This is a genomic window from Streptococcus infantis, assembly GCF_047464715.1.
In the GTDB taxonomy this organism is placed as follows: Bacteria; Bacillota; Bacilli; order Lactobacillales; family Streptococcaceae; genus Streptococcus; species Streptococcus infantis_S.
The window spans coordinates 678,261-692,516 of the sequence record NZ_JASHBJ010000001.1 but is presented as its reverse complement, the minus strand read 5'-3'; the positions used below and the strand labels follow the sequence as shown (position 1 = coordinate 692,516).

Genomic DNA, 14,256 nt, shown 5'->3' with positions numbered 1-14,256 from the left:
AAGAGTGAAGAATATGGAAAAACTAGTTGCCTACAAACGCATGCCTGTCTGGAATAAAGACACCATGCCAGAGGCTGTTCAAAGAAAACACAATACTAAGATCGGAACCTGGGGCAAGATTACCGTATTAAAAGGGACTCTTAAGTTTATTGAATTGACTGAAGAGGGAGAAGTTATAGCTGAGCACCTCTTTGAAGCAGGTGCTGATAATCCTATGACACAACCTCAAGCTTGGCACAGAGTAGAAGCTGCCACAGATGATGTGGAGTGGTATTTGGAATTTTATTGTAAACCAGAGGATTATTTCCCAAAGAAATACAATAGCAATCCAGTTCATTCGGAAGTCCTAGAAGCTATGCAGACGGTCAAACCATGTAAGGCACTAGACCTAGGCTGCGGGCATGGTAGAAACGCCCTCTTTCTCGCTCAACATGGATTTGATGTTACTGTAGTTGACCAAAATGAACTTTCCCTTGAAATCTTGCAAAGTATCGTGGAGCAAGAAGATTTGGAAATGCCTGTTGGTATCTACGATATCAATTCAGCAAGTATCGGACAAACTTACGATTTTATCGTATCGACAGTTGTTCTCATGTTTTTACAAGCAAATCGTATTCCGGCTATTATCCAAAACATGCAGGAGCAAACCTCAATTGGGGGTTACAATTTGATTGTGTGTGCCATGGATACAGAAGATTATCCATGTTCAGTTAATTTCCCATTTACCTTCAAAGAGGGGGAGTTGGCAAATTATTACAATGACTGGGAATTGATCAAATACAATGAAAATCCTGGCCATCTCCACCGTCGTGACGAAAATGGCAATCGTATTCAACTACGCTTTGCGACTATGTTGGCTAAAAAAGTAAAATAAATGAAAAAAAGGAATAGAGAGCAGTCGTTTTCTATTCCTTATTTGTTACCCTAATAAGAAAGGGAAATCTCAATTTATGCTATACTAGAAGTAGGAGAAGTCGATGAAATTAAACAGAATTGTGATAGTTTTAAAATGATTCTAATCGACCACTATTCTTTCAGACTTTTTGTCGAGGAGGTCTTAGGATGACTAGTCTTTTAATTGAACTGTACGATCGTCATACCATTGAGAAAAATGTCTACCAGGCTTTTGTCAGTGATTGTGATGAGATTTTATATCTTTCTACAAAAAAAATTGCTGAGGAAGAAAAGCTTTCCTTGAAGCATTTTCTAATGGAACAAGTTCCACACTTAAAACAAGTACATTTTCGACAATTTAACCTAGAAAAAACCTGCCAGGAATTAGACGTATTTATCAATGATTTTGAGACAGTTACCATCGATGTTTTTGGCGGAGATAACCTATTAGCAATAGTTCTATATCAGTATGGTTTGGAGAAAGGTATTTCGATTATTGCTATGGATGTTGAACAAGGAAAGCAGTATACCTGGAAAAGGGGCAAGATTTATGATAAACATTTAGATATTCCTAGTTTATCCATTGAACAATTGATAGCTTTACGTGGTGGAAAAGTCCTTAAATCAGGAAGGCCTCAGCATTCTAATAAGCAAGTGCTAGCTATTAAAAAATTGGCCAAATATGCTATCGAAAATCCTGAAAAATGGTATCAGATTACCCAATTCTTTGCACTGGCAAAAACAACTGATTTTCACGCTGAAACAGCAAAAGTTTTGGAGAGTAATGGAAAAATTTATTCTTACCCCAGTAGCTTGATTCCTTTGTTCCAAAAAGCTAATTTACTGAAAGTAGAAGAAGAAACAACAGATACTGTTACTTATATATTCCCAACACCAGAAGCACATCTGTTATGTCGAACTAAAGGGCATATTTTAGAATTGTATATCTATTTACTAGCCCTCGAGTCAGAGTATTTTGATGAATGTATGATTGGTACTGAAATTGACTGGAATGGGATTTTCCCTGAGGCTGACAATGTTCAAAATGAGATTGATGTTATTCTTCGTAAAGGTCACTCTGTAGTTTTCATTTCTTGTAAAATGACTGATCTAGCAGTTGAAGCTATTAACGAACTTGAAGTTTATGCCAATCATTTTGCGGGTGATAATTGTTTGAAGATGATTGTTTGCTCAGGCAAGATTAACCCCGTTTACAGTCATCGTTGTCAAGAATATGGTGTAATGGTGATAAAGCAGGATCAAATACAGAATCTCATTCCCATGTTGCAGAAATATATTAGAAAACATCTGAAATAGTTGAGAATTAAATGTGAAAAAGGTTGAGTTGGTCAGCCTTTTTCTGCTTTTTCTTTTCGAATGGACTAGAAAAGGAGAGTTTATGTTTTTAGCTAGAGATAAAAAAGGTCATTTAATCAACGCGTTAGAGAATGAAGTAAAGAGACAAGCTTATTATTGTCCAGCTTGCGGAACAAGTCTTCGCTTGAAAAAAGGGAAAAATGTAAGAACCCATTTTGCGCATGAAAGTTTAAAAAGTTGTGATTTTTATCATGAGAATGAAGGACCAGAACATTTGGAGAATAAGGTGGCACTTTTTAATTGGGCTAAGAAAGATGCTGAAGTAGAGATGGAATATCCCATACCTGAACTGAAGCAAATCGCAGATATCTTTATCAATAAGAAAATAGCTCTAGAAATTCAGTGTAGTCCCATTTCTTGCAAACTTTTACGGGAGAGAAGCAATGGTTATCGAAGTTTGGGAATTCAAGTCCTTTGGCTACTAGGAGAAAAGCTCTGGCTAAAAGAGCGACTAACTAAACTTCAAAGAGATTTTCTTTACTTTAGTAATAATATGGGATTTTATATTTGGGAGTTAGATCATAAAAAACAAGTTTTGAGACTCAAGTACCTCCTTCACCAAGATTTGAAAGGAAAACTCCATTATCAGCTCAAGGAATTTTCTTATGACAAAGGAAATCTTCTAGAAATTTTACGTAGTCCATATAAGCAACAAGCTCTTATTACTTTTTCAGTTGAACAGGACAAAAATATTTGTCATTACATTCAAAAACAGCTCTACTATCAAAATCCCTATTGGATGAAACAACAAGCCCAAGCTTACTTGAGAGGAGAAAATCTTTTAAATCTAAAAAAACAGGACTGGTATCCCCAAGTAAGACCGATAGAACTTGGTCATTTTTGTCAAATCAAACAAGATATTCATGATTATTATCGAAACTTTCAGGCTTATTATGAGAAAAATCCTCAAAATAAGCAACAAAAGCTCTATCCACCTGTCTTTTATCAGCGTTATTTCCTGAAAAATATGGTAAAATAGAAAGGATGGAGGAAATTTATGGTATTACAACGAAATGAAATAGATGAAAAAGATACATGGGATTTGTCCACTATCTTTGAAACAGACCAAAAATGGGAAGAAGAGTTAGCCCTATTAACCGAGGATACAAAACAAGCAGCTAGACTTGAGGGACATCTTTTGGATAGCGCAGAGAGCCTATTAAATATTACAGAGCGTTATTTGGATTTGAGCCGTCGTCTTGAAAAACTCTATGTCTACGCTCATATGAAAAACGACCAGGATACACGTGTTGCTATATATCAAGAATATTATGCAAAGGCAATGACTCTATACAGTCAACTAGATCAAGTCTTTTCTTTCTATGAGCCAGAATTTATGGCAATTACTGAAGAGCAGTATCAAAACTTTTTAGCAGAAGAACCAAAACTCCAGCCTTATAAACACTTCTTTGATAAACTATTGCAAAACAAGGACCATGTCCTTTCACAACGTGAAGAAGAGTTGCTTGCAGGTGCTGGTGAAATCTTCGGTGCTGCTAGTGAAACCTTTGCTATTTTAGATAATGCAGATATCGTCTTTCCATTCGTTAAAGATGAAGATGGAAATGAAGTACAATTGTCACACGGTGTTTATATGCGCTTGGTAGAATCTAAGAATCGTGAGGTTCGTCGTGGAGCTTATGAAGCTCTTTACTCTACCTATGAGCAATACCAGCACACTTACGCGAAAACCCTGCAGACAAACGTTAAAGTACAAAACTATCGTGCTAAGGTTCGTAACTACAAGAGTGCGCGTGAAGCAGCACTTGCAGCCAACTTTGTGCCAGAAAGTGTTTATGACAATCTAGTATCTGCTGTTCGTAAGCATTTGCCACTCTTACATCGATATCTTGCTCTTCGCTCAAAAATCTTGGGTATTCCTGATCTCAAAATGTATGATGTCTATACTCCGTTGTCTTCAGTGGAATACAGCTTTACTTATGAGGAAGCTTTGAAGAAAGCAGAAGAAGCTTTGGCTGTTCTTGGTGAGGATTACTTGAGTCGTGTGAAACGTGCTTTCAGCGAACGTTGGATAGATGTTTATGAGAATCAAGGGAAGCGATCTGGTGCATACTCTGGTGGTTCCTACGATACTAACGCCTTTATGCTTCTTAACTGGCAGGATAATCTCGATAATCTCTTTACTCTTGTACATGAGACAGGTCATAGTATGCATTCTAGCTATACGCGTGAAACACAACCTTATGTATACGGAGATTACTCAATCTTCTTGGCAGAAATTGCTTCAACAACCAATGAAAATATCTTAACTGAAAAATTATTGCAAGAAGTTCAAGATGACGCAACACGCTTCGCTATTCTAAACAACTTCTTGGATGGTTTCCGTGGAACAGTGTTCCGCCAAACTCAATTTGCTGAATTTGAACATGCTATTCACCAAGCTGATCAAAATGGTGAAGTCTTGACAAGTGAGTTCTTAAATAATCTCTATGCTGACTTAAACCAGGAATATTATGGCTTGAGTAAGGAAGACAATCCTCAAATTCAGTACGAGTGGGCTCGTATCCCTCATTTCTACTATAATTACTATGTATATCAATATTCAACAGGCTTTGCAGCAGCTTCAGCCTTGGCTGAAAAGATTGTTAACGGTAGTCAAGATGATCGTGACCGTTATATTGATTACCTCAAGGCTGGGAAGTCAGACTATCCTCTAAATATCATGCGAAAAGCTGGTGTTGATATGGAAAAAGAAGACTATCTCAACGATGCCTTTGCAGTCTTTGAACGTCGTTTGGATGAGTTTGAAGCCCTTGTTGAAAAATTAGGATTAGCATAAAATGGTTGAGTCATACAGTAAAAATGCCAACCACAACATGAGACGGCCTGTTGTTAAGGATGAGATTGTGGAATTTATGCGCCACAGACAAAAGCAGGTGACCGGTTCTTTAAAAGAACTAGAAAACTTTGCTCGTAAGGAGAATATTCCTATCATCCCTCATGAAACAGTCGCTTACTTCCGTTTCCTTATGGAAACTATTCAACCAAAAAATATTTTAGAGATTGGGACAGCGATTGGATTTTCAGCTCTTTTAATGGCAAATCATGCCCCAAACGCAAAAATTACAACCATTGATCGGAATCCTGAAATGATTGGTTTTGCCAAGGAGAATTTCGCCAAGTTTGATAATCGCCAACAAATCACTCTATTGGAAGGCGATGCGGTAGATGTCTTGTCAACATTGACAGAGACCTATGATTTTGTTTTTATGGATTCTGCAAAATCTAAATATATCGTCTTTTTACCAGAAATCCTCAAACACCTTGAGGTTGGTGGAGTAGTTGTCTTGGATGATATTTTCCAAGGTGGAGACATTGCTAAGGATATTATGGAAGTCCGACGCGGTCAACGAACCATTTATCGTGGTTTGCAAAGGCTCTTTGAGGCAACTCTAGACAATCCGGGATTAATAGCTAGCCTAGTTCCTCTCGGAGATGGAATCTTGATGCTGAGAAAGAATCAAGCAGAAGTAGAACTGCCTGATGTTGATTAATTTCAGATATTTTTAAGACAATTTAGTAAAATAGATAAGGTAAACATTTATCTAGTGTATAAAAAGGAGTAAACATGAAGAAAAAATTATTGGCTGGTGCCATCACTTTGTTATCAGTAGCTACTTTGGCTGCTTGTTCAAATAGCTCTGAAGGAGCTGACCTCATCACTATGAAAGGTGATGTCATCACTGAGCACCAATTTTATGAAGAAGTGAAAAACAACTCAACTGCCCAACAAATCTTGCTTAATATGACTATTCAAAAAGTTTTCGAAAAACAATATGGTTCTGAAGTAAGTGATAAAGAAGTTGAAGAAGCTGTAGCAGAAGAACAAAAAAAATATGGAGACAGTTATCAAACTGTTCTTGCTCGTGCTGGTATGACAGCTGAAAGTCGTAAGGCTCAAATTCGTACAAGTAAATTGGTTGAGTATGCTGTTAAGAAAGCTGCAGAAGCTGAATTGACGGATGAGAACTACAAAAAAGCTTACGATGAGTACACACCAGAAGTAACTGCGCAAATTATTAAACTTGATAGTGAAGATAAGGCTAAAGAAGTTCTTGCTAAAGCAAAAGAATCTGGAGCTGACTTCGCACAATTGGCTAAAGATAATTCAACTGACGAAAAGACAAAAGCAAATGGTGGAGAAATCACTTTTGACTCTGCATCAACAGAATTGCCAGACGTTGTTAAAAAAGCTGCATTTGCTCTTGATGTAAATGGTATTTCAGATGTGATCACAGCTCCAGGTACACAAGCTTATTCAAACAGTTTCTATATTGTGAAATTGACCAAGAAAACAGAAAAATCTTCTAACTGGGAAGATTATAAAGAAAAATTGAAGACAGTTATCCTGACTCAAAAACAAAATGATGCTACTTTCGTTCAAGGTATTATTAGTAAAGAATTGCAAGCCGCAAATATTAAGGTTAAGGACCAAGCCTTCCAAAATATCTTTACTCAGTATATCCAAAGTGATACAACAAGTGAAACTACAACTACAACAACAGCAAGTGAAACTACAACAACATCTTCAAACTAAGGGTGACAACTCTATCTTTCTACTCTTGAAAGATAGAGTTTTTTTAATCTTCCGTAGATAAAAGTTATAAATGAGAATAATTGTTGTTTGAATTCTACAAGCTTAAATTATAACCTTTATAGGGTAAGAGTTTTTTTCTAACTCAAAAAATGGTATAATAGCAAGAAAACTAAAATTAATAAAAATAAGATTTGTTAGTGGTGAAGTATGAAAATTAGTAAAAGGCACCTGTTGAATTACTCTATTTTAGTGCCCTATATTCTCTTATCCGTTCTGGGTTTAATAGTGGTATATTCGACAACGAGTGCATCTTTGATTCAAGAAGGAAAGAGCGCTTTTCAATTAGTTCGAAATCAGGGCTTGTTTTGGATCGTTAGTTTGTTGCTTATTGCAGTAATCTATAAGTTGAAACTTGGTTTTCTTCGAAACGAACGTTTGTTATTTATTGTTATGTTTGCTGAGTTAGTGTTACTAGCTTTAGCCCGTTTGATTGGGATTCCCATCAATGGTGCTTACGGTTGGATTAAAGTAGGACCTATAACTGTTCAGCCTGCGGAATACTTGAAAATTATAATCATTTGGTACTTGGCTCAACGTTTTTCAAAACAACAAGAAGAGATTGGTATTTATGATTTTCAAGTTTTAACTCAAAACCAATGGTTGCCTAGATCCTTTAACGATTGGCGATTTGTCCTTTTGGTCATGATTGGAAGTTTGGCTATTTTCCCTGACCTTGGAAATGCTACAATTCTCTTTTTAGTAGCATTGTTGATGTACTCAATTAGTGGGATAGCTCATCGATGGTTTGCAACTATTCTTGGAATATTGACCAGTTTATCCTTTGTTTCCCTCACAGCCATTAAATTGATTGGTGTTGAAAAGGTTTCTAAGATTCCAGTATTTGGATACGTTGCTAAACGATTCAGTGCTTTCTTTAATCCATTTGATGACGTCGCTGGTGCAGGACACCAGTTGGCAAATTCATACTATGCTATGGTAAATGGAGGATGGTTTGGGCTAGGATTAGGAAACTCTATCGAAAAACGAGGCTATCTACCTGAGGCACACACGGACTTCGTTTTCTCTATTGTGATTGAGGAGTTTGGATTTGTTGGTGCCAGTCTTATTTTAGCTCTATTATTCTTCCTAATTCTTCGTATTATTTTAGTGGGGGTACGAGCAAAAGATCCGTTCAACTCTATGGTGGCAATCGGTATTGGTGGGATGATTTTAATTCAGGTATTCGTCAATATAGGTGGGATCTCAGGTTTGATTCCATCTACAGGTGTAACTTTCCCATTCCTTTCTCAGGGAGGAAATAGTTTGTTGGTTCTATCTGTAGCAATCGCCTTTGTCTTAAATATCGATGCTAGTGAAAAACGTGCAAAACTCTATAGCGAATATGAAGCACAGCTTTAAGAAATAGTAACAAGGAGAAAAAAATGTCTCTTCAAAAGTTAGAAAATTTTGGTAACAAAACTGTCGTGCAAGAAGAAGTTCAAATCTTGACAGATTTACTTGAAGATATCACGAAAAATATGCTTCCTGCTGAGACTTTTGACAAGATTATGCAGTTGAAGAAGCTATCATCAAATCTAGACTATCAAGGACTAGATAAGGTAGTGAGAAGTCTTTCAAATGATGAAATGGTCTACATCTCTAGATATTTCTCTATTTTGCCACTTTTGATTAATATTTCTGAAGACGTTGACTTGGCATACGAGATTAACCACCTAAACAATATTGATCAAGATTACCTTGGAAAATTGTCAACAACCATTGAAATGGTAGCAGAAAAAGAAAATGCGGCCGAGATTCTTGAACATTTGAACGTTGTACCAGTATTGACAGCCCACCCAACACAAGTGCAACGGAAGAGTATGTTGGATTTGACCACACATATTCATACGCTCTTGCGTAAATACCGTGATGTTAAAATGGGTCTTATTAACGAGGAAAAATGGCACAATGATCTTCGTCGCTATATTGAGATTATCATGCAGACGGATATGATTCGTGAGAAGAAACTAAAAGTAACCAACGAAATCACTAACGTGATGGAATATTACAATAGTTCCTTCCTTCAGGCAGTACCAAATCTAATGCTAGAATATAAACGTCTTGCGAAAGAACAAGGAATTGACCTTAAACAAGCCAAACCTATTACTATGGGAATGTGGATTGGTGGAGACCGAGATGGAAATCCATTTGTAACTGCTGAAACTCTCATGCGTTCAGCAACCATTCAAAGCGAAGTCATCTTCAACTACTATATCAGCAAGATTTCTAGTCTCTATCGTACTTTCTCTCTTTCTACTAATTTATCCAAGACAAGCAAGGCTGTTGAAGAAATGGCTGCGCAATCTAGTGATACATCTGTCTTCCGTGAAAAAGAACCTTACCGTCGTGCTTTTCACTTTATCCAATCTAAATTAATTCAAACACTTTTAAATCTAAAAGAGTGGGCGGTAGTTGGTTCATCAGCAGATGAACGTCATCATGTCGAACGTCTTCTTGGTGCTCAAGGGCATCAACAAGGAGAAATCACTGACTATATCAGCAATCGACTCTCGGGAGCCATTCAAGAATTAGCAGATGATCGTCCTCCTCACTACGAAACAGTTGAAGAGTTCAAGAAAGACCTTTATATTATTAAGGATTCATTACTTGAGAATAAAGCGGAAGCCTTGTTGACAGGTGAGTTTGCAGAATTACTAGAAGCAGTTGAGGTCTTCGGTTTCTACTTGGCATCTATTGATATGCGTCAAGACTCAAGCGTTCATGAAGCCTGTGTTGCTGAATTGTTAGCATCTGCTGGAATCAATGACCACTATAGCGATTTGTCAGAAGATGAAAAGTGCGAGTTGCTTTTACATGAATTGTTAGAAGATCCTCGAATCTTGTCAGCGACTCATGCTGAGAAGTCTGAACTCCTCGAAAAAGAATTGGCTATTTTCCAAACTGCACGTGAATTAAAAAATCGTTTGGGAGAAGACGTCATTCGTCAAACAATTATCTCTCATGCAACTAGTGTATCTGATATGCTAGAATTAGCCATCATGCTCAAAGAAGTCGGTCTGGTGGATGCTGAAAAAGCTCGTGTTCAAATCGTTCCTCTTTTTGAAACGATTGAGGACTTAGATCATTCTGAAGAAACAATGAGAAAGTATTTCTCTTTACCACTTGCTAAGAAGTGGATTGCTTCTAGAGATAATTACCAGGAAATCATGCTTGGCTACTCTGATAGTAACAAAGATGGTGGATATCTCTCATCTTGTTGGACACTCTATAAGGCTCAAAAACAATTGTCCGCTATTGGTGATGAATACGGAGTCAAAGTAACCTTCTTCCATGGTCGTGGTGGTACCGTTGGCCGTGGTGGTGGACCAACTTATGATGCCATTGCTTCTCAACCGCTCAAATCAATCAAAGATCGTATTCGATTAACTGAACAAGGTGAAGTTATCGGAAATAAATACGGAAACAAGGATGCAGCCTACTATAACTTGGAAATGTTGGTATCAGCGGCTATCAACCGTATGATTACACAGAAGAAGAGTGATACTAATACGTCAAATCGCTATGAGGCAATCATGGACCAAGTAGTCAGTCGTAGCTATGATATCTACCGTGAACTAGTATTTGGAAACGAACATTTCTACGATTATTTCTTTGAATCTAGTCCAATCAAGGCGATCTCAAGCTTTAATATTGGTTCTCGTCCAGCAGCTCGTAAAACAATCACTGAAATTGGTGGTCTACGTGCCATTCCTTGGGTATTCTCATGGTCACAAAGTCGTGTCATGTTCCCGGGTTGGTATGGTGTTGGTTCAAGCTTCAAAGAATTTATTGATCAAGATCCAAAAAATATTGAATACCTTCGCGACATGTATAAAAACTGGCCTTTCTTCCAGTCACTCCTATCTAACGTTGATATGGTCTTGTCAAAATCAAATATGAATATTGCTTTTGAATATGCTAAACTTTGTGAAAGTGAAGAAGTACAAGCAATCTACTATACTATTTTGGATGAATGGCAATTGACTAAGAATGTTATCCTGGCTATTGAAGGCTATGATGAACTTTTGGCAGAAAATACTTACTTGAAAGACAGTTTGAACTACCGTATGCCTTATTTCAATATCCTTAACTATATCCAGTTGGAATTGATTAAGCGTCAACGTCGTGGCGAGCTTTCTTCAGATGAAGAAAGATTGATTCATACAACTATTAACGGAATTGCTACAGGATTACGTAATTCAGGTTAATACAAGCTATATTTTTTAAAAACCGTAGGAATTTTCATAATTTTAAAAAATAATTCATAAAAAGCCTTGACAAGTTTTAGTAAAATGATATAATTTAAACATTCAGAAAGTAATCATTGAAATTTTTTAGAGAGTCTGTGGTTGGTGGAAACAGATAAGTGGAAGTGATGAAAATTGGGCTGAATGTTATTAAGAATTTGAAATCATAAGAATTCGGTGAGCACACCTTACAGTGCAACTCGTGAAGCGAGTAAGAGCGATAGGACAAGTTCCTATAATTGAGGTGGCACCGCGCATCGACGTCCTCACACAAGTTTTTTGTGTGAGGACTTTTTCTATGGGGAGGCAATTTTATGGAAATTAAGCGATGGCGACGCTTGGTAGAGTTATATTGAAAGTGAAATGAACATTACTAAGTTTAAGAAAAATAAGGAGAAATAGATATGAATAAACGTTTAATTGGTATTATTGCAGCACTAGCACTTGTAGTTGGAGGAAGCTTGGTCTACTCTAACTTAACGAAACAAGAAACTAAAACAGAGACAGCTAACAAGACAGCTAAAGTTGGTGTTTTACAATTCGTCAGCCATCCATCACTTGATTTGATTTACCAAGGTATCCAAGATGGACTTGCTGAAGAAGGTTATAAAGGTGACCAAGTTAAAATCGACTTTATGAACTCAGAAGGTGACCAAAGTAAGGTTGCGACAATGAGTAAACAATTAGTAGCAAACGGAAACGATGTTGTTGTCGGTATCGCAACTCCAGCAGCTCAAGGGCTTGCAAGTGCAACAAAAGATCTTCCAGTTATTATGGCAGCTGTAACTGACCCAATCGGTGCTAACCTTGTAACAGATTTGGAAAAACCAGGTGGGAACATCACAGGTGTATCTGACCACAACCCTGCTGAGCAACAAGTTGAATTAATTAAAGCTTTGACACCTGATGTTAAAACAATCGGAGCTCTCTACTCAAGTAGTGAAGATAACTCTAAATCTCAAGTTGAAGAGTTCAAAACTTACGCTGAAAAAGCTGGTTTGAAAGTAGAAACTTTTGCAGTTCCATCAACTAACGAAATTGCTTCTACAGTAAACGTCATGACTGGAAAAGTAGATGCAATCTGGGTTCCAATTGACAACACAATCGCATCTGCGTTCTCAACTGTAGTATCAAGTAACCAAACAGCTAAAAAACCAATCTATCCAAGTGCAACTGCAATGGTAGAAGCCGGTGGTTTGGCATCAGTCGTTGTGGATCAACACGATCTTGGTGTGGCTACTGGTAAGATGATCGCTAAAGTCTTGAAGGGTGAAAAACCTGCTGATACTCCAGTCAATGTCTTCTCAACTGGTAAATCAGTTATCAACAAAAAACTAGCTCAAGAACTTGGAATCACTATTCCAGAATCAGTTCTTAAAGAAGCTGGTCAAGTAATCGAATAAGAATGAAGGAGGAGTTGGAGACATCTCCTCCAATTTTTAAAAGAAGGAAATGAATGTAACATGATAGTATCGATAATTTCACAAGGATTTGTCTGGGCTATTCTAGGTTTGGGAATCTTTATGACCTTTCGAATCCTCAACTTTCCAGATATGACAACGGAGGGCTCTTTCCCGTTGGGAGGAGCGGTAGCAGTAACTCTAATCACACAAGGAGTCAATCCTTTTCTTGCTACCTTAGTAGCTGTTGGAGCAGGCTGTCTTGCAGGTTTAGCGACTGGTCTTCTTTACACGAAAGGAAAGATTCCAACACTCTTGTCTGGTATTTTGGTGATGACTTCTTGCCATTCTATCATGCTCATGATTATGGGACGCGCAAACCTTGGGCTTTTGGGAACCAAACAAATCCAGGATGTTCTTCCTTTCTCATCTGAGGTTAATCAATTATTTACAGGCTTGATTTTTGTGACTTTGGTTATCCTTCTCATGCTTTTCTTCCTAGATACCAAACTTGGACAGGCCTATATCGCGACAGGAGATAATCCAGATATGGCTCGTAGTTTTGGTATCAATACTGGACGCATGGAGCTTATGGGCTTGGTCTTGTCAAATGGTGTGATCGCACTTGCTGGTGCCCTTATCGCTCAACAAGAAGGCTATGCCGATGTCTCTCGTGGTATCGGTGTTATCGTAGTTGGTCTTGCTAGCTTGATTATCGGTGAGGTCCTCTTTAAGAGTCTTACCCTAGCAGAACGCTTGGTTACCATTGTTGTTGGTTCGATTAGTTACCAATTCTTGGTATGGGGAGTCATTGCTCTCGGATTTAACACCAGCTACCTCAGACTTTACAGTGCTCTTATCCTAGCCACTTGTCTAGTCATTCCAACCCTTAAGGATAAATACTTGAAAGGAGTCAAGTTAAGCAAATGACAGCAATTGTTGAATTAAAAAATGCCACAAAAATTGTGAAAAATGGCTTCGACGAGGAAAAAATTATCCTAAACGATGTTTCACTTGAAATTTTTGAACATGACTTCATCACAATCTTGGGTGGAAATGGAGCAGGGAAGTCAACCCTCTTTAATAGCATTGCGGGAACTCTACCATTGACAAGTGGTAGCATTCGCATCATGGGCGAAGATGTGACTCATTTCAGCCCTGAAAAACGTGCCAAGTACCTTTCTCGTGTCTTCCAAGATCCTAAGATGGGGACAGCTCCACGTATGACAGTCGCAGAAAACCTTTTGATTGCCAAGTTCCGTGGAGAAAAACGTGGTTTATTTCCAAGAAAACTCTCAGCATATAAAGAAGAATTTCAAGCAACCATTGAGAAGGTGGGAAATGGTCTAGAAAAACACTTGGATACACCGATTGAATTCTTGTCAGGCGGACAAAGACAGGCCTTGAGCCTCTTGATGGCAACCTTGAAACGTCCAGAGCTCCTTTTACTGGATGAACACACAGCTGCTCTTGACCCTAAAACAAGTGTCGCCTTGATGGAATTGACAAATGACTTTATTAACAAGGACCATCTAACAGCTTTGATGATTACTCACCATATGGAAGATGCTCTCAAGTATGGAAATCGCTTGATTGTTATGAAAGATGGACAAATCATCCAAGATTTGAATAAGGATGAAAAAGCCAAGATGAAAATTTCCGATTATTATCAACTTTTTGAGTAGATAATTTTTAAATCAAGCATCCTTAAAAACTTAGA

At 37.7% G+C, this 14,256-nt stretch carries 11 protein-coding genes and 1 other annotated feature; all 11 genes read left to right on the top strand.

Going from position 1 to position 14,256, the window contains the following annotated elements; genetic code table 11:
• Positions 1 to 13 precede the first annotated feature (13 nt).
• The 11 genes from tehB to QM419_RS03455 all read left to right on the top strand — a co-directional run bounded on the left by tehB (position 14) and on the right by QM419_RS03455 (position 14,221).
• Complete coding sequence (gene tehB, locus QM419_RS03505; protein ID WP_414277904.1) at positions 14 to 874, top strand: SAM-dependent methyltransferase TehB; 861 nt, start codon at positions 14 to 16, stop codon at positions 872 to 874.
• Between the two features lie 188 nt (positions 875 to 1,062).
• Positions 1,063 to 2,211 (top strand): hypothetical protein, encoded by a 1,149-nt coding sequence (locus tag QM419_RS03500; RefSeq protein WP_414277903.1) that lies wholly within the window; start codon positions 1,063 to 1,065, stop codon positions 2,209 to 2,211.
• 82 nt (positions 2,212 to 2,293) lie between these two features.
• Complete coding sequence (locus tag QM419_RS03495; RefSeq protein WP_414277902.1) at positions 2,294 to 3,250, top strand: competence protein CoiA; 957 nt, start codon at positions 2,294 to 2,296, stop codon at positions 3,248 to 3,250.
• Positions 3,251 to 3,268: 18 nt separating this feature from the next.
• The gene (gene pepF, locus QM419_RS03490) at positions 3,269 to 5,071 is read left to right on the top strand and encodes an oligoendopeptidase F (RefSeq protein WP_414277901.1); all 1,803 of its coding nucleotides are present in this window, start codon (positions 3,269 to 3,271) and stop codon (positions 5,069 to 5,071) included.
• 1 nt (position 5,072) lies between these two features.
• The gene (locus tag QM419_RS03485; protein ID WP_414277900.1) at positions 5,073 to 5,786 is read left to right on the top strand and encodes an O-methyltransferase; all 714 of its coding nucleotides are present in this window, start codon (positions 5,073 to 5,075) and stop codon (positions 5,784 to 5,786) included.
• A 74-nt stretch (positions 5,787 to 5,860) separates the two neighbouring features.
• Positions 5,861 to 6,829, top strand: a complete 969-nt coding sequence (prsA, locus tag QM419_RS03480; protein WP_414277899.1) for a peptidylprolyl isomerase PrsA — start codon at positions 5,861 to 5,863, stop codon at positions 6,827 to 6,829.
• 207 nt (positions 6,830 to 7,036) lie between these two features.
• A complete protein-coding gene (ftsW, locus tag QM419_RS03475; RefSeq protein WP_178895107.1) occupies positions 7,037 to 8,248 on the top strand; it encodes a cell division peptidoglycan polymerase FtsW in 1,212 nt (403 codons plus the stop codon).
• A 23-nt stretch (positions 8,249 to 8,271) separates the two neighbouring features.
• Positions 8,272 to 11,097, top strand: coding sequence for a phosphoenolpyruvate carboxylase (gene ppc / locus QM419_RS03470; protein WP_414277898.1), 2,826 nt, complete (start codon positions 8,272 to 8,274; stop codon positions 11,095 to 11,097).
• Positions 11,098 to 11,191: 94 nt separating this feature from the next.
• Positions 11,192 to 11,407 (top strand) — a binding site (T-box leader).
• 133 nt (positions 11,408 to 11,540) lie between these two features.
• Complete coding sequence (gene trpX, locus QM419_RS03465; RefSeq protein ID WP_414253551.1) at positions 11,541 to 12,539, top strand: tryptophan ABC transporter substrate-binding protein; 999 nt, start codon at positions 11,541 to 11,543, stop codon at positions 12,537 to 12,539.
• Between the two features lie 60 nt (positions 12,540 to 12,599).
• Positions 12,600 to 13,466 (top strand): ABC transporter permease, encoded by an 867-nt coding sequence (locus QM419_RS03460; protein ID WP_036752806.1) that lies wholly within the window; start codon positions 12,600 to 12,602, stop codon positions 13,464 to 13,466.
• Positions 13,463 to 14,221, top strand: a complete 759-nt coding sequence (locus tag QM419_RS03455) for an ABC transporter ATP-binding protein (protein WP_414277897.1) — start codon at positions 13,463 to 13,465, stop codon at positions 14,219 to 14,221. The genes QM419_RS03460 and QM419_RS03455 overlap by 4 nt, the downstream gene beginning before the upstream one ends.
• Positions 14,222 to 14,256: the final 35 nt, after the last annotated feature.

Excerpts from the sequence above, each read along its gene's own strand:
- tehB (WP_414277904.1), top strand. The coding sequence starts at position 14 with ATGGAAAAACTAGTTGCCTACAAACGCATGCCTGTCTGGAATAAAGAC.
- ftsW (WP_178895107.1), top strand. The coding sequence starts at position 7,037 with ATGAAAATTAGTAAAAGGCACCTGTTGAATTACTCTATTTTAGTGCCC.
- QM419_RS03460 (WP_036752806.1), top strand. The coding sequence starts at position 12,600 with ATGATAGTATCGATAATTTCACAAGGATTTGTCTGGGCTATTCTAGGT.
- QM419_RS03495 (WP_414277902.1), top strand. The coding sequence starts at position 2,294 with ATGTTTTTAGCTAGAGATAAAAAAGGTCATTTAATCAACGCGTTAGAG.
- QM419_RS03455 (WP_414277897.1), top strand. The coding sequence starts at position 13,463 with ATGACAGCAATTGTTGAATTAAAAAATGCCACAAAAATTGTGAAAAAT.
- prsA (WP_414277899.1), top strand. The coding sequence starts at position 5,861 with ATGAAGAAAAAATTATTGGCTGGTGCCATCACTTTGTTATCAGTAGCT.
- QM419_RS03485 (WP_414277900.1), top strand. The coding sequence starts at position 5,073 with ATGGTTGAGTCATACAGTAAAAATGCCAACCACAACATGAGACGGCCT.
- QM419_RS03500 (WP_414277903.1), top strand. The coding sequence starts at position 1,063 with ATGACTAGTCTTTTAATTGAACTGTACGATCGTCATACCATTGAGAAA.
- pepF (WP_414277901.1), top strand. The coding sequence starts at position 3,269 with ATGGTATTACAACGAAATGAAATAGATGAAAAAGATACATGGGATTTG.
- trpX (WP_414253551.1), top strand. The coding sequence starts at position 11,541 with ATGAATAAACGTTTAATTGGTATTATTGCAGCACTAGCACTTGTAGTT.
- ppc (WP_414277898.1), top strand. The coding sequence starts at position 8,272 with ATGTCTCTTCAAAAGTTAGAAAATTTTGGTAACAAAACTGTCGTGCAA.